Origin of the sequence: Sphingomonas sp. CFBP 13714, assembly GCF_014842205.1 — a bacterium.
Taxonomy (GTDB): Bacteria; Pseudomonadota; Alphaproteobacteria; order Sphingomonadales; family Sphingomonadaceae; genus Sphingomonas; species Sphingomonas aerolata.
The window spans coordinates 758,371-781,228 of record NZ_JACYVG010000001.1 but is presented as its reverse complement, the minus strand read 5'-3'; the positions used below and the strand labels follow the sequence as shown (position 1 = coordinate 781,228).

Below are 22,858 nucleotides of genomic sequence, written 5' to 3'. Positions count from 1 at the left end.
GTCACAGGCCGCGCGAGATGGTCGCCATGACGGCCGCACCACTCCCGACATAATAGGTCGGCGCAGATCCCGCGATCAGCGTCCCGCCGCGCCCGATCACGTCACGCGCATTGGTCGAGACCGACTGCACGCCCGCCAGCACGCGCGGATCGGTCACGTTGATCGCGTTCAGCCGCAGGTCGGTCCGCTTGCCGTCGAGCATCGACGCCAGATGCACGCCGACCGACAGGTCGAGCGTCGCATAGCCCTTAATGCTCTCGTCATTGACGAAGGTCGCATATTGACGGCCGACATATTTCACCGCGACGCTGCCGAACAACCGTCCGTCGTCATAGGTCCCGCCGCCACCGACCTGGACGGTCGGGCTCGAGACCGCATGCCGGCCGCGGGTCGGCAGATAGTCGTCGCCGACCGGCAGGTCGTCGCTGATCCGCGCGCGCAGATATTCGCCCGAGACATAGACGCTGACGCCGCGCGCCGGGCGATAGTCGATCTCGGCATCAATCCCGTAGGAGCTCTGCCCCCCGGCATTCAGCGTCGAATTGACCAGCGCGCCACCATTGTTGATGACCGTCGCCAGCTGGCGGTTCCGGAAATCATAATGGAACCCCGTCACCGATGCGGACAGCGCGGGGCCGATATAGCGATAGCCCAGCTCCTGCGAGACCGCATATTCGTTCTTCAGCGCGGTCGTCCCCGCGCTGACGAGCGCACCGCCCGCATAGCTGTCGTAGAGCGTGAATTCGTTCGGCGTGCGGAAGTTGGTGGTGATGTTGGCGAACAGCTGCTGCCGGTCGTCGATCTCGTAATGCACCGCCGCCCGCGGCAGTGCGGCGAAGCTGTCGAGGCGAACGCGGTCCTGCGGGCCGGGCAGGTAGTTGCGCCCGCTGCGCAGCACATTGACGCCCTTGAACCCGATATCGACCGCAAGACGCGGGGTCAGCGTGATATGGTCGGCCAGGAACGCCGCCTTGGTCACCGTCACGGTCCGCTGGTTCTCATAGGCGAGCAGCCGGCCGTCCGCGGTCCGGATCGCCTTTGCGCGATAGCCCCAGCGATCGGCCGGTTCGCCGTCGGCGCCGACCGCGGTGTAGGACTGGACGACGCGGTCGGTGCCGTGATCGAACCACAGCCCCGCGGTCAGCCGGTGGATGCCGCGCTCGATCGTCAGCGTGTTGACCGTCCCGGCGCGGCGCTGGTCGCCGGTATAATTGCCCAGCGCCGTCGCGACCCCGTTGACCGCACCCGGCAGCGCGATCGGATCGGCGAGCGGCTCGATGCCGAGGAAATTGCCGGTCGTGGCAAGCTGCGTCCCATAGGGCGAATTGCCGTAGCCGAACTGCAGATAGCTGATGCTGTCGAGCGTCACCCCCGCGCCCAGCGCCAGATGCACCGGCGCCGACGCATAGAGGTTGCGGAACGGCGCGCGGTAGAGCCGCCAGTAATTGGTGTTGCCCGCGCTGTACCGCGCATCGAAGTTGAAATCGCGTCCCTGCGCGCGCCATTCGGCGAGCGTCGGGCTGCGATAGGTCGACGAGTTCGCGTCGTTGAACGACAGCGCCAGGCTCGCGCGGTTGCCGTTCCCCCATTCGCCGAGCAGCTTGGCATCGACATGCTGGCGCGTGTCATAGCCGGCACCGCGCCAGTTGTTCGCGCGCGTGTTCGAATAGGAGACGAAGGCTCGCAACCCCGTCTGGCCGATCCGCCCGGTATCGAGCCGGACGAAGCCGCGCCGCGCCGCATAGGATCCGATCGACAGGTCGACGAGCCCGCGCGGCGCCGCACTCGGATCGTCGAGCCAGAGCGACAGCGAGCCGCCCGCACCGCCCAGTGTCGGCGACGCGATATCGACCGCGCCCTGCGCCAGCGCGATCCGCTGGAGATTTTCGGTATCGGCGAACTGCGAGGGATAGGCGTAATAATAGCCGATGTCGTTCTGCGGCGCGCCTTCCATGGTCACACCGATCTCGTCCTGCCCCAGCCCGCGCAACGTCAGGCTCGAACTGGTCGACAGACCGTAGGGATCGCTCGACGCGACGGTCGCGCCGGGCAGCAGGTTGACCAGCTGGAACGCGTTGAGCGTCGGCGCCTGCTTGGTGATGAACGCAGCGGCGATCGCGCTTTCGGATTTGGGCACCGTCTGGTCGGGGAGCAGCCCCTCGGGATCGAGAAGACCGACGACGCGGATATCGACCGGGTCGGCGCCGTTTCGCGCATCCGCCTGCGTCTGCGCGCCGGCGGGGGCGAAGGCCACCACAGCAGCAAGTGCGACTGCCAGCGCACTGCATGCAACACGGGGCGGCCGGCCCGTCATCAGGTCAAATCGAAGGATCATCACGGTCTTGCGTCCACTCCACACGGAGGGACGACGGACGCGCCGCCAGCCCTCCCTACGCCGGTATCAACCGGATCAGGTTCAGCGGGTCATGGGCTGCAGCCCACCTCTCAGCCGCGCGTCAGCGGCCCCCCGGGGAGCGCGCCGTCTAGGCGGTTCGGTCCTCCGGCGATAGCGTTATTGCCCGTTTGCTCGTCCGCAGCGTCTTCCCGGCACACGCGCGACAGAATTATATGACAATCCACCCCGCCCAGACGCTTGCAGTGGGTGACAGCCGGACCGGTTTGCGCCACACAGGCTTTATGGAGCGTGTGCTGACCGACGTCGTTGCCCTGGAGAATCGGGATCTGGGACGGAACCTTACGCATGGCATGCTCGACCTGCTCGGCAAGGCCATCGTGACCGGCCAATATGCGGATCGTCCCTTCCCGACCGAGGCGGAGATCGCGGTGGCGCATGGCGTCAGCCGATCGGTGACCCGTGAGGCGGTCAAGATGCTGACCGCCAAGGGACTGGTCAGCGCGCGCCCGCGACAGGGCACGATCGTCCAGCCAGCGAGCAGCTGGAACCTGTTCGACACCGATGTGCTGCGCTGGCTGCTCGACCGCAAATTCTCGGTCGAGCTGCTCCAGCAGTTCAACCAGTTGCGGATCGGGATCGAGCCCGAAGCGGCGGCGCTCGCGGCGCTGTACCACACCGAACAGGACATGGTCGCGATCGAGGCGGGGCTGGCGCGGATGGCCGCTGCGGAGCGCAGCTATGACGATCCACTCGACGCGGACATCGCGTTCCACGTCGCCGTCCTGCGCGCGTCGCGCAACCCCTTCTACGCACAGTTCCAGTCGGTGGTCGAAACCGCGCTTCGCACCTCGATCCGCTTCACCAACCGGATCAAGGGGCGCAGCGCGAACATCGCCGACCATGCTGCGGTCGCCGTCGCGATCGCCGCGCGCGATGCCGATGGTGCGCGCGACGCGATGCGACGCCTGATCGGCGACGTTCTCAGCCTGATCGCCGAGGCCTGACACCCGAATCGTCGCGACCTGGTGTACGATCAAGGGACAGCACCGTGCGACGCCGTCACTCGACCTGATCGCGCTTTTCACTTATCGAGACGCGGTGCCCTTGGGCCCGGTGCCGCGAGTCGAGATTTGACAAGCGCCGGAATAGCTCGAAGGACGAAATGCGACCGCGCATCATGCGGGTAGCAATTGAAAACATGACGGGAAACAATGCGAAGGGCTCGAGACGAGCGAACTGCACGGATCGGCAAGGTCGCGCTCGCGGCGGCCATGACCGGCGGTTTGGTGAGCGGTGCGCAGGCACAGACGGTCAACGTCAACACACCCGTCAGCGTGCCCGTCGCGGGCAATGTCGACCGGTTTCGTGTCGTGCCGGTGATCACCAGCGTCTATGACAGCAACGTGCTGCGTCTCAACGACGCGCGCGGGAGCGGGCCGCGCGACAATATCCGCGTTTCGCCGGCGCTGGCCGTCGACCTGAATCGCATCTTCGGACGCACCCGCGTCACCGCCGGCGGCACGGTCGGCTATGATTTCAACACCCGGTTCAGCGGCCTCGATCGCGAGCGGATCAACCTTACCTCGAGCGTGACGACCCCGGTCGGCGCGCCCTGCAGCGTGACCGGCAGCGCGGCGCTCGAACGCGCGCAGTTCGATCTCGGCGACACCAACACCGTGGTGACCGAGAGCTTCCTGCGCCAGGTCTATGACGTCGGCGCGAGCTGCCGCGCCGCGGCGGGTTTCTTTCCCGCGGTGGGCGTCAACCGCGTGTCGCTCACCAACAGCAGCCGCAAGGTTCTGGACACGAATCAGTCCGCGCTGCGCGCTGGGATCGGCTATGGGCGGCCCAGCCTTGGTACGCTGCAGCTCATTGGCTCGGTTGCGAAGATCGCGCGCCCGGGTATCGAGGATCTGACCGGGATCGACGATTCGACGATGATCACCGACGTCCAGCTGGTCTTCGAACGTTCGGTCGCGCCGCGCGTCAGCTTCCGACTTGGCGGCGGCATCACGCATGCCGACCCCAAGCGCGCGGCCGTGCCGTCCTTCAGCGGCCCTTCATTCGACGCACAGGTGACGATACGCCCGGTGCCCCGGTTCACGATCGTCGGCTCCGGCCGCCGTGCGGTGCAGAATCAGAGCTCGTTTGGCGCGACCTATATCATCGCCGACAGCTATAATCTCAACGTGTCCTATCTGCTCTCGGCGCGCAGCACCGCCACGCTGTTCGCCCAGCGCGCGCGACGCGACCCGCGCGGCGAGGATCTGGCGCTCACGCTTCAGCCACCACGCGGCAAGGACAGGCTGAACGTCGTCGGCGGAAGCTATGCATTCGATTTTCACCGGTCGCTACGGCTCAGCCTGAACGTCGCTCACCAGCGCCGCACGGCTGACAATGCGATTTACGACTATACGGCCACATCCGCATCGGCGGGTGTCACGGCCCGTTTCTAAGGGGATGATGATGAAGATCCGCATGGCGCATTCGCTTGTTCTGCCGTTGCTCATGGCCGCTGCGGCCGCCGGGGCGCAGGTACCAACCGCGCGCCCGACACCCGCCCCGGCGGGTGCCGTACCCAACGACGGCTATCGCCTGGCCCCCGATGACGAGGTCGAGGTGACGATTTTCGGCCAGGGTCCGGGTCAGGTGGTCAAGACGCGCGTCAAGAGCGACGGCACGATCACCCTGCCGTTCCTCGGCGCGGTCCAGGTGCGCAACCAGACCGCGCGTGAACTGGCCGCGGACATCGCCGCCCGGCTGCGGAGCGGCGGCTATTTCGTCAAGCCCGTCGTCAATGTCGAGGTCACGCAGTTCGTCAGCAGTTCGGTGACCGTGTTCGGCGAGGTCGGAACCCCCGGCATCTATCCGCTCGATCTGCAGCTGACCGTTGGCATGACGCTCGCCCGCGCGGGCGGCACGCGTGGGACCAGCGCGGACTATGCGATCCTGAAGCGCGTCGGCGATCCGGTCGAACACCGTATCCTCCTGTCGGACCTCAGCGGCGAATGGAGCGCGGCGACGCTGCTCGAGGCGAAGGACACGCTCTTCGTTCCGGTCGCGCCCGTCATCTATGTCTATGGCCAGGTGAATTCGCCCGGATCCTTCCCGTTGAAGACCGGGATGACGGTTCGCCAGGCGCTTGCCCGCGCCGGTGGTCCGACGCTCGCCGGATCGACACGGAACGTCACGATCTTCCGCGACGGCGAGAAGCTGAAAAAGGTCGATCTCGACGGCGAACTGAAGGCCGAGGACTCGGTCTTCATCAATGAAAAATGGCTCTAAATCAGTGATCGGCGTCCGGGGGTCGGAATGTCTCGTTTCATGCGATGCCCTGCGCGTTCGTCGTCGCCAGGTCCGTTTCGCAACAGCCTGACGTCTGCGGTCACGGCCTGAGAAGAGGGCGTTCCGGCAACGGGGCGCCCTTTTTCATGCCCTACTGCCCCGCCATGTCCGTCGCCGCCCGCACCAGCACGCCTTGCCATCCGGGCCAGCCGTCGCGATTCCCCCGGCGTTGGTCGAGTGACGCTTGCACGGGTCACCGGCTTGGGTGATGGGCGTGCCGATGCGACATAACGGCCTGTTCATTGCGCTGGGAGGCGCTGCGCTGGTCGCGACGGCTGGCGTTGCGGTCATGATTGCGCCCGCGCGCACCGGTCTGCCGATCACGCTCGATCCCGCCGCCGATGCCCCCTCCGCGACAGGGCCGCGCAAGCCCGCGCATCCGCGCTATACCGGCGTCAACATCGCGACGGGCGGCTTTGCCTCCAAGCGCATTCCCGGGCGCTACGGCTTCGACTATTTCTACCCCAAGCCACAGGAGACCGCGCCCTTCGTCGCTGCGGGCATGAATGCGATCCGCGTGCCCGTTCTCTGGGAACGGCTGCAACCGCAGCCCAATGCCCCGATCGACGCCGCGGAACTCGCGCGGCTCGACGAATCGATCGCTGGGCTCGGCGGGTTCGGCCTGATCATCCTCGACGTGCACAATTACGCCAAATACCGCGGCCAACGGCTCGACCAGATCGACCCGCGCGGCGCGATGCTCGCCGACCTCTGGACCCGCCTCGCCCGCCATTATGCCGGGGACAAGCGTATCGGGTTCGGCATGATGAACGAACCCAATGGCCTGTCCGCCACGGCGTGGCGACCGATTGCGGAGGCGTCGTTACAGGCGATCCGCGCGACAGGCGCGCGCAATCTGGTACTTGTCCCGGGGACGAACTGGTCGGGTGCCCATTCCTGGACAAAAGGCAGCGACTCGAACGGCGAGGCGCTGAAAACGCTCGTCGACCCGGCGAACAACATGGCGTTCGAGATGCACCAATATCCGGATGCCGACTCTTCGGGAACGCATCCGGAATGCGTGTCGCCAAAGGCCGCCGCACAGGCATTCGACTCGGCCACCGCCTGGCTGCGCGCCAACAAGGCACGAGGATTTCTCGGCGAATTCGGCGCAAGCGGCGACCCGAACTGCCTCGCCGCGCTCGATGCGGTGCTCCGCACACTTGACGCGGGCTCGGACGTCTGGCTCGGTTGGACCTATTGGGCAGGCGGCGCCCTGTGGGGGCCGTATATGTACAGCGTGCAACCCGACAAGACCGGGGACAAACCGCAAATGTCTATCCTGATACGGCACAAATCTTAATGATCACAGGGTATAGTGGCCCCGTGGAGCCGTACGGCAATCCTATTGTGCGTTGCAGCAACGTCGCGTACCCGCTCCCCGGATCGGCAAGGCAGATACAAGAATTATGTTGAAGTCATGGATTGCATCGCTGACGCGCTGGCTGGACGGCCGCGGATGGGCCGAGCCCCCCGTGATCGAGCTGACGCATCGCTACACCCCGCCCGCCGCGCCGGTCGTCGACCTGCCCGCGGATCCCGCGCCGGCAAGCACCGCGACGCGGCTGATCGGCGACCGGCGCAGGATCGCGGACACGTTCGATGCCGCACGCCCGGTGCGGACCCGCGGCGAGCTGTTCGGACGCGCGGTCGAGCTCGACCATCTGCTCGCCGCGACGCTCGACTTTCACCAGCATGCGGTGATCCACGGAGCGCGCGGCTCGGGCAAGACGTCGCTGGTGCGCGTGCTCGGCGAGCATGCGGATGAATCGGGCGCCGTCGTGCTCTATTTCGCGTGCGAACCGCATGCGACCTTCGCCGACATCATCAGGCTCTATCTCGACGCGCTCCCGCCCGCAGCCTTCGCGCCCGGCGGACAGCGTGCCTTTGCGCAGAAGCTCGAACAGATGCCGGAGAATTTCGGCCCGCGGGCGTTCGTCGATCTGGTGGCAGACCGCGTCACCGCGCCGACGATCCTGATCTTCGACGAGTTCGACCGGATCGAGGATGCGAGCGTGAAGAGCGACGTCGCTGCGGCGATGAAGCTGCTGTCCGACGCGCTCGTGCCCGTGCTGTTCGTGCTGGTCGGAATCGCGCGGACCGTGTCCGACGTCGTCGCTGGCCACCCGTCGCTGCGCCGGCACATGCGGATCGTGTCGCTGGGCCGGATCGGCGCCGACAGCGTCGACGCGCTGATCGCACGCGGCGAGGCCAATACCGGCGTCCGCTTCGATACCGATGCGCGTGCCATGATCGCCGATGCCGCCTGTGGCTCGCCCTATCACCTGCGCATGCTGGCCGGGCATTCGTCGCTCGCCGCTGTCAGCAGCGACGCGGATATCGTCACCAAGGCGCATACCCGCACCGGCTTCGTCGATGCGTTCAGCCACTGGGCGCAGATGAACGAACCCGATGCGCGGCTGTTCGCGAAGGTCGTGCTCGGCTGCACGCTCGAACAGCGCGATGCGCTCGAGGCCTTGGCGCGCACTGCCGCGACGATGGACGTCGTTTTGCTTGATACCGATCGATATGATCGTGCCATTTCGATGCTAGACCCCGCATTGGTCCGCGAACGGGGCAATGACGGCGAACACGATGGCGTGTATTTCCGTGACAGTACCGCGCCGCAGATGCTGATCGCGCTGTTGATGACGACCCCTGTTTCCACCACGGCGGCCCGGCTTGGCGCACCGCAGGAGAGCAACCTTGCTAATACCCGCTGATCTGATCGCGTCGCTCAAGGCGCGCTGGCGTATCGAGCTGGCGATCATTCTGCTGATCGTCGTGCTGGTCGCACTCTGGACGGCCGTCACGCCCAAGACCTATGTCGCGCAGTCCTCGCTGCTGTTCGACGGCGGCCCGGCCCAGTCGGTTACCGACGAGGCGGCGCCGCAGCAGGATGGCGTGGCCGCGCTCGTCGCGACCCAGGCCGACGTCCTGCAGAGCGAGGCAATCGCCGCCGCGGTCGTCCGCGACCTCAAGCTTGCCGCCAACCCGCAGGTTGCTGACCAGTGGCGTGCGCGCACCGGTGGCACCGGCGACGTCAACGCCTGGTATGGTCGTCAGCTGCTCGGCGGGCTCGAGGTCATACCCGGCCGGACCTCGCGCGTGCTCGCGATCCGCTTCAAATCGGCCGATCCGCAATTCTCGGCCCAGGTCGCCAACGGCTTTGCCACCAGCTACCTCGATGCGCGCCTGCAACTGCAGACCGATCCCGCCCGCACCTATTCGCGCTGGTTCGAGGATCGCACGCGCGAGGTCCGCACCGCGCTCGAGCAGGCGCAGGGCCGGCTGACCGCGTTCCAGCGTCGCACCGGGATCGTCGACACGACGACCAACAACACCGACGCCGCCCGCCTGACCGAACTGTCCGGCCAGCTGACCGCGGCCGAAGCGGCGGCGGCGGATGCCGGCGCACGCGCTGGCGGCGGCAGCACCGGGCTCGACGTGCAGTCGGCCGGTGTCGTCCAGGGTCTGCGCACGCAGATCTCCGCCAAGACGGCCGAAGTCGCACAGCTCAGCGCGGATCTTGGTCCGAACCACCCGCAGCGTCAGGCCGCCGAGGCGGAACTGTCGGCACTGCGTCGCCGGCTCGCGGTCGAGACCGGGACGAGCACCAATGCGGTGCGCGTCGCCAGCGGTGCGGCGAGCAGCAAGGAAAGCCAGATGCGCGCCCTGCTGAACCAGCAGCGCGGCAAGATGCTGTCGCTGGCGGGCGACCGCGCCGAGCTCGACGTGCTCCAGCGCGACGTCGATTCGGCGCGTGCGGCCTATGACACCGTGACCCAGCGTCTCGGCACGATGCGGCTGCAGAGCGAAGCGCCGTCGACCAACGTCGTCCAGCTCGACGTCGCGCAGCCGCCGATGTTCCCCTCCTCGCCCAACGTGCCGATGCGGTTGGCGCTCGGCCTCGTGCTGGGCGGAATGCTGGCGGCGGGGACGGCGCTGGCACTAGAACTGTGGCGGCCGCGGGTGCGGACGTCGAGTGGCGCAGCGACGGCCATGGGTGTGCCCGTGCTGGGCTCGGTATCGTTTTCGCAGTCGCGCGTCGCGTCGCTGCTGGGTGGAAGGCAGACGTCATGAGGCTTCGTTCGAGCGAAACGGCAAATGTCGTTCGTCCCGCGGTCGCGCCGGGCGCCGAAGCGCCCAGCCAGCGGCAGCTTCTGGGCAAATTGCTGTCGCTGTCGCCCGAGGCGCATCGCCAGATCGAGCATCGCCAGGCTGAAACCGGGCTGTTGTTCGGCGAGGCGGCGGTCGAGCTCGGCTTTGCAACCGAGGAGCAGGTGCGCCGCGCGATCGAGCTGCAGCAGGGCTTCACCGTTCTTCCCGAGGGCGATGAGCGCGTCGATCCGCTCGTCGTCGCAGCATTCGCGCCCGACGATCCCATCGCGGTCACCGCGCGCGACATTCGCGCGATCGTGACGCGCGACGTCCGTCCCGACGGCTCCCCGCTTCAGGGGATCGCGATGATCGGGATCGACGACGAAACGCTGCATACCACCGTGCTCACCGCCAATCTGGCCGTCGCCTGCGCCCAGGCCGGCTATTCGACGCTGCTGGTCGATGGCGGCATCGGCGCACCGCGTCAGCACGGGCTCTTCCGCCTGCCCAACCGCACCGGTCTGTCGACGCTGCTGTCGTCGGGCGGCCGCGTTGAGGCGATTGCCCAGACGACCGCGATCCCTGGCCTGTCGCTGCTGTCGGCGGGTCCGAGCGTCCCCAACGCGTCGGAGCTCTTCGATCGCCAGCGGCTTGCCAACACGCTCGATCCGCTGCGCGATCATTATGGGCTGGTCATCTTCGATGCCGGCCCCGCCAGCGCGACGCAGCTCGAGGCGTGTTTCGGACTCGACGCGGCGATCATCGTCGCGCGCCGCAACCGGTCGGACGCGCGCGCGCTGCGCAACGCCGCGGCCGTGCTGCAGGAGCATGCCACCCCGGTGCTCGGCTCGATCCTGATCGATTGAGCATGGTGGGCATGATGGAGATTCGGCGAATCGGCCACATCGATGTGGTCGCCACCGATGTACCGGGTGCCGTTGCACAGGTCGTTGCCGCGGTAGAAGGCGACGGTCCGGCCATCTTCGGCTTCTGCAATGCGCACAGCGTCAACCTTGCGCGGGCGGATCCCGCCTTCGTGACCGCGACGCGGGCGGGCGTGTTCTTCAACGACGGCAGCGGCGTCGATATCGCCAGCCGGCTGCTCTACGGCACGCGCTTCCCGGCCAATCTCAATGGCACCGACCTGACGCCCGCGGTGCTCGCCGCGCTGCCGGCGGGAACGGGCGTCTTCCTGCTCGGCAGCCCGCCAGGCGTCGCGCAAAAGGCCGCTGCGATCCTGGCGGAGCGCTTCCCGAACATCCGCATCGCGGGCAGCCATCACGGCTTTTTCAGCGCCGATGAGGCACCCGCGCTGTCGGAGCGGATCCGCGCATCGGGGGCACGGCTCGTGCTCGCCGGCATGGGACAGCCGCGGCAGGAAAAATGGGCGGCCGCCAATGCGGGCACCGTCGGTGCGGTGATCCTGTGCATCGGCGCCTTTCTCGATTTCACTGCGGGCCAGTTCGTCCGCGCGCCGCTCTGGATGCAGCGCGCGGGCATCGAATGGACCTTCCGCCTTCTGCAGGAGCCCCGACGGATGGCGTCACGCTATCTCGTCGGGAACGCGACCTTCCTGGCCGCGACGCTCGGACAACGGATGAAGCGATGAAACAGATGATGCCTCCTCGCCTGCACCGCGCGCTCTCGCGTCTGCGCCATGCGCCACCGCCGTCCTATGACGACCGCTATCCGCGCGTCGACGTGTTCGAATGGCGTCCCGCGGGCAGCGCGATCAACTTCGGCGACCGGCTGGCGACGGTCGTCGCCGAGCGTGTTCTCGCGCTGCACGGCCGCAGCCTCGACGAGGAGACGGCGCGCGACGCGACGCTGTTCACGGTCGGATCGGTTATGCATTTCGCCAAGACCGGCGACACCGTCTGGGGCTCGGGCGTCAACGGCAAGATTCCCGCCGACCGCCACGCCTTCGACGCACTCGACATCCGCGCGGTCCGCGGTCCGCTGACGGCGGCGTTCCTTTCGGAGCGCGGGCTGGACGTCCCGGCGGTCTATGGCGACCCCGCGCTGCTGCTGCCGACGCTGTTCCCCGACCGCTTCAAGCGGCATAGCGCCCGGCCGGTCCTGTTCGTCCCCAACCTCCACGACCTCACGCTCGCGCCGACGCTCGGCCTGCCGTTCGTGTCGCCGCTGCGCGGCTGGAACGCAGTCGTCGAGCAGATCGTCGGCGCCGATCTGGTGCTCGCAAGTTCGCTCCACGGCGTCGTGATCGCCGAGGCCTTCGGCATTCCCGCGCGGCATGTCCGCCTGACCGAGACCGAGCCGCCGTTCAAATATGACGATTATGCGCGCGGGACCGGACGATCCGGCATCGACTCCGCGAACAGTGTCGCCGAAGCGCTCGAAATGGGGGGCGCACCGCCGATATCCTTCGATCCCCAGGCGCTGCTCGCGACATTCCCGCACGATCTGTGGGAGTGAGTCATGGCTGCCCCCTCATTAGGTAAACAGGTCGGACGCGGCGCAATCTGGTCAGTCGTCAACAGCGCGCTCGTCCAGGTCATCAACCTCCTGGTCTTCCTGGTGACCGCACGGTTCGTCCCGGTCGCCGATTTCGGCATCCTCGCCACCTGTCTGCTCTTCGTCGAGCTGTTCAAGCAGATCTCGGTCGAAAGCTTCGCCACCGCGATCGTCTCGCGCGGTGCGCCCGACGCCGGCGACTACAACGCCTGCTTCCTGCTGATCCAGATCGGCGCGGTGATCGGCGCGGCGCTGATGCTGCTGTCGGCGCAGTTCATCTCGGAGATCATGCACAATGAGCGGATCGAGTTCGCGCTCCGGCTGACCTCCGTCCTGCTGCTCAGTTCGGGACTGTCGCGCACGCATGAAGCGTGGATGACGCGCCAGTTGCTGTTCAAGCCGCTCGCGATCCGCTCGATCCTCGCGCTGCTCGTCGGCGGCGGTGCGGGCCTGTTCCTCGCGATGAACGGCTGGGGCCTGACCGCGCTCGTCGTCCAGCAGCTCACCACCTCCCTGCTGTCGACGATCCTGCTCTGGGTCGTCAGCGACTGGCGGCCGAGCCTGCGCGTCGAACGCGCCAAGCTGCTCGCGACCTGGCGCTATGGCCGCCATGTCGCGATCACCGGCTTCACCAACTTCGCCAACACGCAGAGCGACACGTTCTTCTCGTCCTATTATCTCGGCGCGTCGGCGACGGGCATCTACAACGCGGCCAAGCGCATCCTGCTCGGCCTCAACCAGCTGATGGCATCCGCACTGTCGCGCGTCGCGCTGCCGACCTTTGCCGGGCTTCGCGACGACGAGGAACGGCTCCGCGGCGCGTTTCTGAACGCGGTCTCGTTCACCACCGCGATCACCGCGCCGATGTTCCTGTCGCTCATCGCGGTCAGCGATCTGGTCGTGCGCGTCGCGCTCGGCGCGAAATGGATGGAGGCGGCACCGATCATCTCGATCATCGCCGGCACCGCCTATCTGACGACGATCGGCCAGTATAATCAGGCGATCATCCTGGTGAAGGACAAGCCGCACTGGCAGACGGTCCTCACCTCGATCTACGCGGTCAGCAACATATCGCTGTTCCTCGTCGTCGTGCGCTATGGTCTTCAGGCGCTGGCGATCGGCTTCACCGTCCGCGCCGTCCTGCTCTACCCGCTTTCGGTCGGGGCGGCCCTCCACCTGCTGAGGATAAAACCGATGGCCTATGCTGCGCGCATAGCACCCTCGCTTGCCGCATCCGCGGTGATGGTCGGGGCGCTGCTTCTGCTGCACCGGACGATCGACGTCCCCTCCCCGCTGCTCGCGCTGGTCATCCACGTCGCGGTCGGCGCTATCGTCTATGCTGCCGCACTGTTCGTGATCGGCCGCCGCGACATGCTCGCGCTCATCCGCTTCGCGCGGACGGCGGTGGCCCGTGGCTGATCCGCTCCGCGTCCTCGCCTGGCCCGCCGGTGATCCGAGCGACCTCAACCCCTATGTCCGCCGCATGTACGGCGCGTTCCGCGCGCCCGCGGCCTCGGTCACCGCGTTCCGTCCGCTGATGCGGCGCATCCCCGCCGCGGACATCTTCCATATCCACTGGCCCGAGGGAATCTTTGAAGGCTCGGGCAGCAACAACCCGGCGATCGTCGCAGCGAAGGCCGCGCGCGTGCTGAACGCCGCGCGGGGGATCCGTCAATCGGGCGGCAAGCTCGTCGTGACCGCGCACAATGTCACGCCGCACCGCGACCTGACCGGCTGGCGGCACCGGATCTGGCACTCCTATCATGCGCGGCTTCTCGGCCAGATCGATCACCTGATCGGCCTGTCCGCGGCCTCGCTCGAGCGCTATCGCGCCGCGCATCCGGCGATCGCCGCGGTCGCGGGGACGATCATCGCGCACCCGCATTACCGCGAGGACTATCCGGCGATCCCTCGGGCCGAAGCGCGCACGGCCTGGGCGATTCCCGACGGTATCTGGGTGCTCGGCATGATCGGGTCGCTGCGCCCCAGCAAGAATCTGGTCGAGGCCGCCGAGGCGTTCCTCGCGATCCGCCGGCCCGATGAGATGCTGCTGATCGCCGGCGATGCGGGCGATGACGACATCGCCGCGCAGCTGACCGCGGTCGCGGACCGGTCCGACGGGACGATCCGCATCGTGACAGGTCCGCTCGACGATGCGCGCTTCGCCTCGGCGATCGCCGCCTGCGACGCGTGCCTGATGAACCAGACGTCGACGCTCAATTCGGGGACCGCGCTTGTCACGCTGTCGCTCGACCGTCCGCTGCTCGCCCCGGCGGTCGGCACGCTGCCCAGCCTGGCGGCGGAGATCGCCGGCGGCTGGGTCACGCTGTTCGATCCGCCGCTCGCGCCGCCGGCGTTGCGCGCAAGCATCGACACGCTTCGCACCAGCCCGCCGGGCGGCCGCCCCGATCTGGAGCCGCTCGACCCGATGCGACTGTCCGAGGCAATGCTCGCGCAATTCAGGAAGGTGGCGTCGGGCTGACTTTTGGCGCGAAGCCCTTCGCATCGTCGATCTTCGCCGCCTTGCGCAGCGCCGCCTGACGCTGGCTGGTTCCCGATCGCAGCTGCGTGGTCGCCAGCCAGCTAGGCCTCGACGTTGCGCCCGCTCAGCCTCTCCCGCAGCGCGGCGGTCGTCGTCAGGGCAGTCCCAGCGCGAGAGCGGGGGCAAGAGACTGCATTTGCCCGAGACGATGAGAAAATCTAGAAGGACCGGGCATAGGGATCGCCTCTGACGGAATGTGGCGCCGGCCGGGTTCCGGGCGGCTTGGGAAGTATATCATGGAAACAATTTACGATTGGCTGAGCGTCGCGGTATTTGCGGGCCTGGCGCTGCTCTATCTGCAACGCTCGATGGAGGATGAGCCGGTCGATACGGTGTGGCATTATCTGCCGCCCGCGATCGCCTGTGCGTTGAGCAACTGGCTCGGCAACGAAGGCTATGCGATCCCCGCCGTGCTCGTGCTTGCAGCCAGTGTCGGCTATATCATCTACGTGCTGCGCCCATCCCTGCCCGGGCGCTGATCTGGCCGGCCAGACGCGCCGGCCCCGGCAGCAGCGGTTGATCATGGTAGAACAGGATCTCCATTACCCTAAACCCGCCGCTAACCAGGTTTGAAGAGACCTCCTTTGCATCGGCCGAGTGAAGGATCGGGTGCCAACGGAGAATTTCCAATGCCCCTGATCCACGACGCGCATCGCGCCGTCGCGTCCGCCGCGACGGCGCCAGCCACTCGCCCGCATGCCCTGAACCGTGTCCTGCCGTACTCTGTTTATGATGGTGGCCGACCCGGCCGCATCGGCGCTGCCCTGCGCGGCATGGTCGGCATCGCAGCGCTGGCGATGCTCGCCGCCTGCGGATCCGCGGTCGAAGCGCCCGAACAGGCGGGAATCGTCGTCGTGAGATCGGGGGCCGGACCGAGCGAACCCGGTATCGCGGTTGCGGCAGCGGCACCGCCTGCAGCGGCGACCAGTGCCGACGCGGGCACACCGGCCACCAGCGATACCGACGATGCGGTCATCCCCCCCGACACGATGCGGGACCCGGATCATATGCAATATGCCAGTCTGGTCGAATAACCGGACTGGCCCTTGGCTTAATTAGACAGGCGGCGCACCGATCGGCGCGCCGCCCGTCCCGGTCGATCAGCGGCCGACCGCGTGATAGGTCAGCCCGGCCTTCTCGACCATGTCGCGCGGATAGATGTTGCGCAGGTCGACGAGCACCGGCGACGCCAGCAGCGACTTGACGCGCTTGAAGTCGAGCGCGCGGAAAATGTCCCATTCGGTCACGATGACAAGCGCCTCGGCGCCCTCCATCGTCTCATAGGGACCGGTGCAATAGGTCACGTCCTTGATGACCGCCTTCGCCTGCTCATGACCCTCGGGATCATAGACGTTGATCGTCGCGCCCGCATCCTGCAGCGTCTGGATCAGCGCGATCGCCGGGCTGTCGCGCATGTCGTCGGTGTTCGGCTTGAAGGTCAGGCCGAGCACCGCGATCGTCTTGCCGCGAACGTCGCCACCGACGGCGGCGATGACCTTGCGACCCATTGCGCGCTTGCGATTGTCGTTCACCGCGACGACCGCCTCGACGATGCGCTGCGGCGCGTCGTGATCCTGCGCGGTCTTGAGCAGCGCGAGCGTGTCCTTGGGGAAGCACGAACCGCCATAGCCCGGACCGGCATGCAGGAACTTGGAGCCGATACGGTTGTCGAGGCCGATGCCGCGCGCAACGTCCTGCACGTCCGCGCCGACCTTCTCGCACAGATCGGCGATCTCGTTGATGAAGGTGATCTTGGTCGCGAGGAACGCGTTGCCGGCATATTTGGTCAGCTCGGCAGCACGCCGGCTCATCTCGACGAGCGGCGAACGACCGAGGGCGAGCGGACGGTAGATCTCGCGCATGACCGCAAGACCCTTTTCGTCGTCGCTGCCGATCACGACGCGGTCGGGACGCTTGAAATCGTCGATCGCGGCGCCTTCGCGCAGGAATTCGGGGTTCGACACGACCGCGAAATCGGCATCCGGATTGACCCGGCGGATGATCCGCTCGACCTCGTCGCCGGTGCCGACCGGGACCGTGGACTTGTCGACGATCGCAGTGAAGCCGTCGATCGCGCCGCCAATTTCCTCGGCGGCGGCATAGACATAGGACAGGTCGGCATGACCGTCACCGCGCCGCGACGGCGTACCGACGGCGATGAAGACCGCGTCGACACCCTTCACGCTCGCGGCAAGATCGGTACCGAAGCGCAACCGCCCGGCCTCGACGCCGCGCGCCACCAGTGCATCCAGACCCGGCTCGTAGATCGGCATGATGCCGTTTTCGAGCGCCGCGATCTTGCCGGCATCCTTGTCGATGCAGATCACGTCATGTCCGAAATCGGCGAAACATGCGCCCGACACCAAACCAACGTAACCCGATCCCACCATCGCTATGCGCATTATAATCCCTCAGACGATGTTGGTCCCTACGATCGTCGTACGGACATTGATATTCGGCGGAACTCCTAGAAGATGAACCGCCGGCCATCAATAAGGTGGTTCACCTGATGCGGCGGGCCGGTACGCTGCTCCAGCGATCCGTGCCGATACCGATCAAACGCCAATATCCGAGAGGGTTGGCGGGCCGGCCCGCGCCCGCGGGCGACGCGCCAGCCCCGCTCATTTAGTCCGCGACGATGCGGGCGTCAGGGTAGTTTTCGGGACGAAGCACGCGGTCGGCGACCTCTGTCCAGGTCGAGAAATGCCGCGCGGGCACCTGTCCCGCCAACGCCAGCGCCTTTTCGGTCGCCGCGATCATCGACGCCGGATCGTTCGACACATAGCCGGCGCGGAACGGATTCGTCCCGACCGCAAAATCGGGGCAGACCGCGGGGATCTGCAGATATTCATATTGTCCCAATTTCAGACTCGACTCGGCAAGATACTCGACCCCCGGCGCCAGCCGGTAGGGTGCAATGCCGATGCTCGCATGCTTGATATAGGGCAGCGTGGCGCGGAACGGCATTTCCTTGTGGACGAACACGTTGTCGGGCCCCTTGAAGCTCTTCCCGCAGCCGATCACGTGGAAATGCACATCGGGAAACTGCGGCGCGACCGCATGGAAGAAGCTTTCGTCGAACAGCATCGACCCGACCGCGACGGCATTGCGCTGCGCGGTATAGGGCGACGGCCCGACGGTCTCGAAGTCGGCGGAATCGATCCCGAATTCGGCGCGGTACAGGCGATCCTTCGCCCACAGGAAATCCGACACCATCTTGGTCGACCGCAGGCAGACATGGTCGATATGTCGCGCATTCTTGACCAGATGGCTGCGGACATAGGGATGCGCACCGACGGTATCGAGCCGGTCGGTGGCGTAATAGATGATCTTCGCGGTCGGGTTGAGCCGCTTGATCCGGTCGATGAAGATCGCCGCGACGCTCGATTCGATGACGATATAGTCCGCCGCCTGGAATGCGCCGTCGATATCGGCATTGGGCAGCCTGGCAAACAGCGGAAACAGCTTCGCCATCACCGCATCGGCGACCGCATTGTTGGTCGCAAAGGGATGCAGCGGCGTCCGCCAGAGATAGCAATTGACGCCGTCCACCTTGTGCCAGGCATTGGCCTGGTCCCACAGGAACAGGCGCGAATCGCCCTTCTTCTTCGAGATCAGGCTGAACCGGGTCGAGATGAACGACACGTCGCAGCCATCCTGCGCCAGCGCATGCGCGACCTGATGGATGCTGGCGCGCTTGGGCGTCCGGTAATCCTGAAATGCCGACAGGATGACGACACGGGAACGCTTTGGCTGCGCCGGCGCTGGCTTATCGGACATGCATGACACTCCATCGACTTTGGGCTGGACGGTTGGCCGTAATCAGACAAAGGGGCTGGCAATCTGGATCACGTTGGGAAGCCGATGCACGTTCTTCACGTCGTTCGTCAATTTTATCCGGCCATTGGCGGGCTGGAAGACGCCGTCAGCAATCTCGCGGTCGCGCTCAAGCGGGACTGCGGAATTACCACGTCGGTGGTCACGCTCGACCGGGAGTTTTCGCGTCTCGACGCGACGCTGCCGCCGCGCGACACCTATCAGGGCGTGCCCGTGCAGCGGATCCCGTTCCGCGGCTCGACGCGCTATCCGCTCGCGCCCACCGTGCTGCAGCATCTCGGCGAGGCGGATATCGTCCATGTCCATGCGATCGATTCGTTTTTCGACGGCATGGCGCTCACCCGTCCGCTCCACCGCCGGCCGATGGTCGCCTCGACGCATGGCGGCTTCTTCCACACCGATTTCGCCAGCCGGCTGAAGCTCGCCTATTTCGCCAGCGTCACGCGGGCGTCGTCGCTCGCCTATGACCGGATCATCGCCTCGAGCGAAAGCGACGCCGCCCGGTTCAACCAGATCGCCGCGAGCAAGACGGTGACGATCGAGAATGGCGTCAATATCGGCAAATGGCAGGGCGCAGCGTCGCCACAGCCGACCCGGACGATGATCTATATCGGACGCTTTTCCTCGAACAAGAACATCACCGGCCTGATCGACCTCGTGGCCGCGCTCGGCCGGCTTCACGGCGACTGGCGGCTGATCATCGCGGGCGGCCCGGCCGACGTCACGCCTGCACAGATCGAGGAGCATATGCGCCGGACCGGTACCGAACGGGCGGTCACGCTCGTGCCCTCGCCCAGCGACGAGGGTATCAAGGCGTTGATCGGCGAGGCCAGCTATATCGGCTCGGCGTCACGCTATGAAGGCTTCGGGCTGAGCGTCGTCGAAGGCCTGTCCGCTGGCCTGACCCCGATCGTCAGCGACATCCCGCCCTTCCGCCGGCTGGTCCGCTCGTCCGGCAGCGGCATCCTGTTCGACATTGACGATGTCGAGGCGGGCGCGGCCCGGATCGAAGCCGCACACCGCGATGCGAGCGCCGCCTATGAATCGAACCGCGCGAACAACATTGCCGCGAGTCTGGCCTATGACTGGCGCAGCGTCGCGCGGCAGTTCGCCGATGTGTATGAAGATGTCCTGCGGAAACGCGGCGTGCAGGGCTGAGAAAGTCGGGGTACTTGGCCGCGTATTCCGGGGCGATTCGCTGAGGAGGAGCGTATCGTCGCTCAGCATCGATTACGATGCCCACATCGCCAAAGCCGAGTTTACCGCGAGCGTACAGGCCCTGTTGCTTCAAGCGGGTCAGGCGAACGCTTAGGGCTGATAATCACCGCGGCACTACGGCGAAGGCGAACCGTCATATCTCGAGCGCCGAAGCATTTTGGCAATTCGACGACCGGAATCGTCAGACACAGGCGGACGCGAGATTAGCGACCGCCCATGTGCTTGAAATCAGGCCAGGAAGAATGCCATCAGGACGATCAACGCCCAGAGCGCAACGCTGACCGCGAGGCCGGTGATGAGACCGAGCACGGCCGAGGGGATTTCGGGATAGGATGGGGCCTGGATAGCCGGGCCGGGAAGCGCAGTCATGAACACTCTCCTCAGCGGTCGTTTCAACCGTCTTGTCTCAACATGGGACAGGGGTCATAAATAATCAATACTAATATCTAGACTAGCGCAAAATTAGCTAAGATCCTGAAAATCTTGTGCGTTAGGCGGCCCGGCAAGGCCGGCAAACGCCCCCGGAGCAGGGTTGCAACGCGCAGACCACCACACCGGCGTCAGCGTCAGTTCAGAACGATGAAAGTCCGCGCAGCAGCATCGTCGCGAGAGCCCAGCATGCGCAGCTCGCCACGACCAGCAGGATAAGCCGCACCGGCGCTGCAAAGCGCTGCGGCGGCGCCAGCGCCGCACCCGCGGCGGGCATGGGCACCACCGCGCTGTCGGGGATCAACGACAGGACTGCAGACTCGCAGATCGTGTGCGTGAAGGCCGACTGGATCTGGTCGTTCGTCAGCAGGGGCTGGAATGCGCAGCCATGCGCTTCGCCGTCGCGCCATGCGATCCGCGCGGTCGCCTGCCCCGCACCGGCCAGGCCGACGCGGATATGGGCGCCGACCGGCAGGACGCTGGCGCTGGAAAAACGGAAACCGCCTTCGGACAGATCCTCGACACGGACGTCGATCGCCCGCGCATCGGCCGCACGGACCGTGCTCGCGCGCGCTATTGCCGCACGACTCGGCTTTCGCCGGCGCTCGGCAACCGGCTCGATCGCCGTCATCTCCGCCCGCACGCTAGATGATCCAGGCAAGGACACCAGCGAGCGCCGCGGCGAAGACCGCCACGCCGGCGATGGTCGAACCGGCCCGGATCGCGCGTTCACCCAACGAGGCGGGCTCGACCGGAAGGAGCCAGTTCTCATAATCGATCCGGTCGCCGGCCAACGGGTTGGCGGCACGCGGGTCGACGACCTGAAGCTCGGCCGTGAGCGGGTCTGCGACGGAACGCGCCCCGTCGAACGAATCCGTCGTAGCGCCGGAAAGCGGATCGCCGCCACGAAACGCCGCATGTGGCGATACGGGGTCAGCCAGGTTAGCAAGAGGTGCGTGAAGGGGCATGACGACACCATGCCATACTGGTGGTTAAGAAAGCGTATGTTAAATTGCTGTCGCGGCATTTTTTGTACGTGTTTTACGGTGCACTAGAACGCATTGCGGTGCACAACGACCCGTACCGTAGACACGAGAATGCCAAAGTCGCGCCACACGGACCAGCCCAGGATATATTCCAGATCGGCCTGAAGGCGCTGCGTCAGATCGTCGCGGCGATGCGTCGCACCCCGGAATCCGCGCACCTGCGCGAGACCGGTGATCCCCGGCTTGAGCGCGTGACGGTGCCAATAGCGTTCATCGACCTCCCAGAACAGCTGCTGCCCCGCCAGCGACCCCAGTGCATGCGGTCGCGGCCCGACGATGCTCATCGATCCGAGCAGCACGTTCAGCAGCTGTGGCAGCTCGTCGACGCTGGTCGCGCGGATCACGCGACCGACGCGCGTGATCCGGTCGTCGGTGCGGGACGCCGAAACGCTGCCGCTCGCGTCCGACTGCTCGACCCGCATCGACCGGAACTTGAACACCTTGAACAGCGCGTTGCCCCGCCCGACGCGATCCTGCCGGAAGAAGACCGGTCCGCGGCTGTCGATCTTGATCGCGGCGGCGGTAATCAGCAGCAGCGGCAGCACGACGATCAGCGCGGGCACCGCAAAGGCCAGATCGAACGTCCGCTTGATCATCCGGTTGCGCGTGCTCAGCGGTCCGACCGCGACGACCAGCGTCGACCGCCCGACGAAAGTGTCGAGCCCGATCGCGCCGACTTGGTCGATTTCGTTCGAAATAATCTCGCCGCGAATGCCCGCCCCCTTCAGGAGCATCGCCCATTCGCGCTCCTTGTCGGGCCGGCAGGCGATCACGACGCGGTCGACACCACGCAATTGACGCGCGAGTCGATCGAGCATCATCGGATCCTGCATGTTCGGGCGAAGGTTCGCGGCCCGCGTCTCAACGACTTTGCAATGTGCAGGCACGGCGAATTCGACGTCGTCCAAGATCACCAGATCGGTGGTCACGTTGCCGCCAATCGTCAGGCGGACAAACCGGTCGATGACCAATCGAAAGACTGCCAGAAGCACGAAGCTGCCGAGCATTCCGATGCTGATGACACCACGGGATTCCGCCTGCACCGCCCGAAAATAGTAGGAGATGAACAAGAAGCTTGAAAAGGCTAGTAAAAGCGCCGTCGCCGAGCGCATGATGCCGGCCCGGGCCTTGCGCAGCACGTCAATCGAGTAGGCGCCATTGTTGAACGCCGTCAACACGTATATCGGCGCCGTGACGATGACGACGTTCATGTGCGACGTTACAGCAAAACGGCCATATTTTGCAAATATACCGAGCTCGAATGCAGCAACGACCGCGAGCAGATCAGCAAACACCAACAGGATATAAAGAGCGATGCGCAGTTGGTGACGATGCGAGGTCGAGCCAAAACGATCGAACACTGCACCGCGCGTGCCGGTAACTTTAGTATTTTCCACAGTGCCAGCTCCCTGCCCGCCACAATCTCGACTTATGCTCAGCAGGGCCAAGGCTCTGCCATAGGCGGTTTGAAGAAACCAGAGCCGAGATGCGCGGCTCATCCCATCGGGG

At 66.1% G+C, this 22,858-nt stretch carries 21 protein-coding genes and 1 riboswitch; of the genes, 14 read left to right on the top strand and 7 right to left on the bottom strand.

Going from position 1 to position 22,858, the window contains the following annotated elements; all coding sequences use genetic code 11:
* Position 1: 1 nt before the first annotated feature.
* On the bottom strand, positions 2 to 2,314 hold the full coding sequence (locus IFT54_RS03790; RefSeq protein ID WP_192069713.1) for a TonB-dependent receptor: 2,313 nt from the start codon (positions 2,312 to 2,314) through the stop codon (positions 2 to 4).
* 70 nt (positions 2,315 to 2,384) lie between these two features.
* A riboswitch (TPP riboswitch) is annotated at positions 2,385 to 2,473 on the bottom strand.
* Positions 2,474 to 2,637: 164 nt separating this feature from the next.
* On the opposite strand from IFT54_RS03790, the gene IFT54_RS03785 reads away from it, so the two are divergent.
* The 13 genes from IFT54_RS03785 to IFT54_RS03725 all read left to right on the top strand — a co-directional run bounded on the left by IFT54_RS03785 (position 2,638) and on the right by IFT54_RS03725 (position 15,853).
* Complete coding sequence (locus tag IFT54_RS03785) at positions 2,638 to 3,360, top strand: FadR/GntR family transcriptional regulator (protein ID WP_192069603.1); 723 nt, start codon at positions 2,638 to 2,640, stop codon at positions 3,358 to 3,360.
* 207 nt (positions 3,361 to 3,567) lie between these two features.
* Positions 3,568 to 4,812 (top strand): outer membrane beta-barrel protein, encoded by a 1,245-nt coding sequence (locus IFT54_RS03780; protein WP_081874419.1) that lies wholly within the window; start codon positions 3,568 to 3,570, stop codon positions 4,810 to 4,812.
* A gap of 4 nt (positions 4,813 to 4,816) precedes the next feature.
* A complete protein-coding gene (locus IFT54_RS03775) occupies positions 4,817 to 5,641 on the top strand; it encodes an SLBB domain-containing protein (protein ID WP_192069602.1) in 825 nt (274 codons plus the stop codon).
* Between the two features lie 280 nt (positions 5,642 to 5,921).
* A complete protein-coding gene (locus tag IFT54_RS03770; RefSeq protein WP_244648501.1) occupies positions 5,922 to 7,004 on the top strand; it encodes a glycoside hydrolase family 5 protein in 1,083 nt (360 codons plus the stop codon).
* 106 nt (positions 7,005 to 7,110) lie between these two features.
* Complete coding sequence (locus IFT54_RS03765; protein ID WP_052381000.1) at positions 7,111 to 8,424, top strand: ATP-binding protein; 1,314 nt, start codon at positions 7,111 to 7,113, stop codon at positions 8,422 to 8,424.
* Positions 8,408 to 9,784, top strand: coding sequence for a GNVR domain-containing protein (locus IFT54_RS03760; RefSeq protein ID WP_166746296.1), 1,377 nt, complete (start codon positions 8,408 to 8,410; stop codon positions 9,782 to 9,784). The genes IFT54_RS03765 and IFT54_RS03760 overlap by 17 nt, the downstream gene beginning before the upstream one ends.
* Positions 9,781 to 10,668 (top strand): CpsD/CapB family tyrosine-protein kinase, encoded by an 888-nt coding sequence (locus IFT54_RS03755; RefSeq protein WP_192069601.1) that lies wholly within the window; start codon positions 9,781 to 9,783, stop codon positions 10,666 to 10,668. The genes IFT54_RS03760 and IFT54_RS03755 overlap by 4 nt, the downstream gene beginning before the upstream one ends.
* An 11-nt stretch (positions 10,669 to 10,679) precedes the next feature.
* Positions 10,680 to 11,411, top strand: a complete 732-nt coding sequence (locus IFT54_RS03750) for a WecB/TagA/CpsF family glycosyltransferase (RefSeq protein ID WP_192008078.1) — start codon at positions 10,680 to 10,682, stop codon at positions 11,409 to 11,411.
* Positions 11,408 to 12,238, top strand: a complete 831-nt coding sequence (locus IFT54_RS03745) for a polysaccharide pyruvyl transferase family protein (RefSeq protein WP_197984541.1) — start codon at positions 11,408 to 11,410, stop codon at positions 12,236 to 12,238. The genes IFT54_RS03750 and IFT54_RS03745 overlap by 4 nt, the downstream gene beginning before the upstream one ends.
* 3 nt (positions 12,239 to 12,241) lie before the next feature.
* Positions 12,242 to 13,696 (top strand): lipopolysaccharide biosynthesis protein, encoded by a 1,455-nt coding sequence (locus tag IFT54_RS03740; protein WP_192069600.1) that lies wholly within the window; start codon positions 12,242 to 12,244, stop codon positions 13,694 to 13,696.
* Positions 13,689 to 14,759, top strand: a complete 1,071-nt coding sequence (locus IFT54_RS03735; protein WP_192069599.1) for a hypothetical protein — start codon at positions 13,689 to 13,691, stop codon at positions 14,757 to 14,759. Before IFT54_RS03740 ends, IFT54_RS03735 begins: the two co-directional genes overlap by 8 nt.
* Before the next feature lie 296 nt (positions 14,760 to 15,055).
* Positions 15,056 to 15,298, top strand: coding sequence for an XrtV sorting system accessory protein (locus IFT54_RS03730; RefSeq protein ID WP_031396237.1), 243 nt, complete (start codon positions 15,056 to 15,058; stop codon positions 15,296 to 15,298).
* A gap of 150 nt (positions 15,299 to 15,448) precedes the next feature.
* Positions 15,449 to 15,853, top strand: coding sequence for a hypothetical protein (locus IFT54_RS03725; RefSeq protein ID WP_192069598.1), 405 nt, complete (start codon positions 15,449 to 15,451; stop codon positions 15,851 to 15,853).
* A 66-nt stretch (positions 15,854 to 15,919) separates the two neighbouring features.
* Here the strand turns inward: IFT54_RS03725 and IFT54_RS03720 are convergent, their stop codons facing one another.
* Together IFT54_RS03720 and IFT54_RS03715 are read right to left on the bottom strand one after the other, a co-directional pair.
* Positions 15,920 to 17,221 carry a UDP-glucose dehydrogenase family protein gene (locus IFT54_RS03720; RefSeq protein WP_159512269.1) on the bottom strand — a complete coding sequence of 434 codons (1,302 nt, stop codon included), beginning with the start codon at positions 17,219 to 17,221 and terminating at the stop codon, positions 15,920 to 15,922.
* Positions 17,222 to 17,444: 223 nt separating this feature from the next.
* Positions 17,445 to 18,599, bottom strand: a complete 1,155-nt coding sequence (locus tag IFT54_RS03715; protein ID WP_192069597.1) for a GumK N-terminal domain-containing glycosyltransferase — start codon at positions 18,597 to 18,599, stop codon at positions 17,445 to 17,447.
* A gap of 84 nt (positions 18,600 to 18,683) precedes the next feature.
* Here IFT54_RS03715 and IFT54_RS03710 point away from each other — a divergent pair, with 84 nt between their 5' ends.
* Entirely contained in the window at positions 18,684 to 19,814 is a 1,131-nt protein-coding gene (locus IFT54_RS03710) for a glycosyltransferase family 4 protein (RefSeq protein ID WP_107930486.1), read from the top strand.
* A gap of 288 nt (positions 19,815 to 20,102) precedes the next feature.
* Here the strand turns inward: IFT54_RS03710 and IFT54_RS03705 are convergent, their stop codons facing one another.
* The 4 genes from IFT54_RS03705 to IFT54_RS03690 all read right to left on the bottom strand — a co-directional run bounded on the left by IFT54_RS03705 (position 20,103) and on the right by IFT54_RS03690 (position 22,746).
* On the bottom strand, positions 20,103 to 20,243 hold the full coding sequence (locus tag IFT54_RS03705) for a hypothetical protein (RefSeq protein WP_156360375.1): 141 nt from the start codon (positions 20,241 to 20,243) through the stop codon (positions 20,103 to 20,105).
* A gap of 202 nt (positions 20,244 to 20,445) precedes the next feature.
* Positions 20,446 to 20,946 (bottom strand): PilZ domain-containing protein, encoded by a 501-nt coding sequence (locus IFT54_RS03700; RefSeq protein WP_192069596.1) that lies wholly within the window; start codon positions 20,944 to 20,946, stop codon positions 20,446 to 20,448.
* A gap of 1 nt (position 20,947) precedes the next feature.
* Positions 20,948 to 21,271, bottom strand: a complete 324-nt coding sequence (locus tag IFT54_RS03695) for a hypothetical protein (RefSeq protein ID WP_192069595.1) — start codon at positions 21,269 to 21,271, stop codon at positions 20,948 to 20,950.
* Between the two features lie 83 nt (positions 21,272 to 21,354).
* The gene (locus tag IFT54_RS03690; protein WP_234387659.1) at positions 21,355 to 22,746 is read right to left on the bottom strand and encodes an exopolysaccharide biosynthesis polyprenyl glycosylphosphotransferase; all 1,392 of its coding nucleotides are present in this window, start codon (positions 22,744 to 22,746) and stop codon (positions 21,355 to 21,357) included.
* Positions 22,747 to 22,858: the final 112 nt, after the last annotated feature.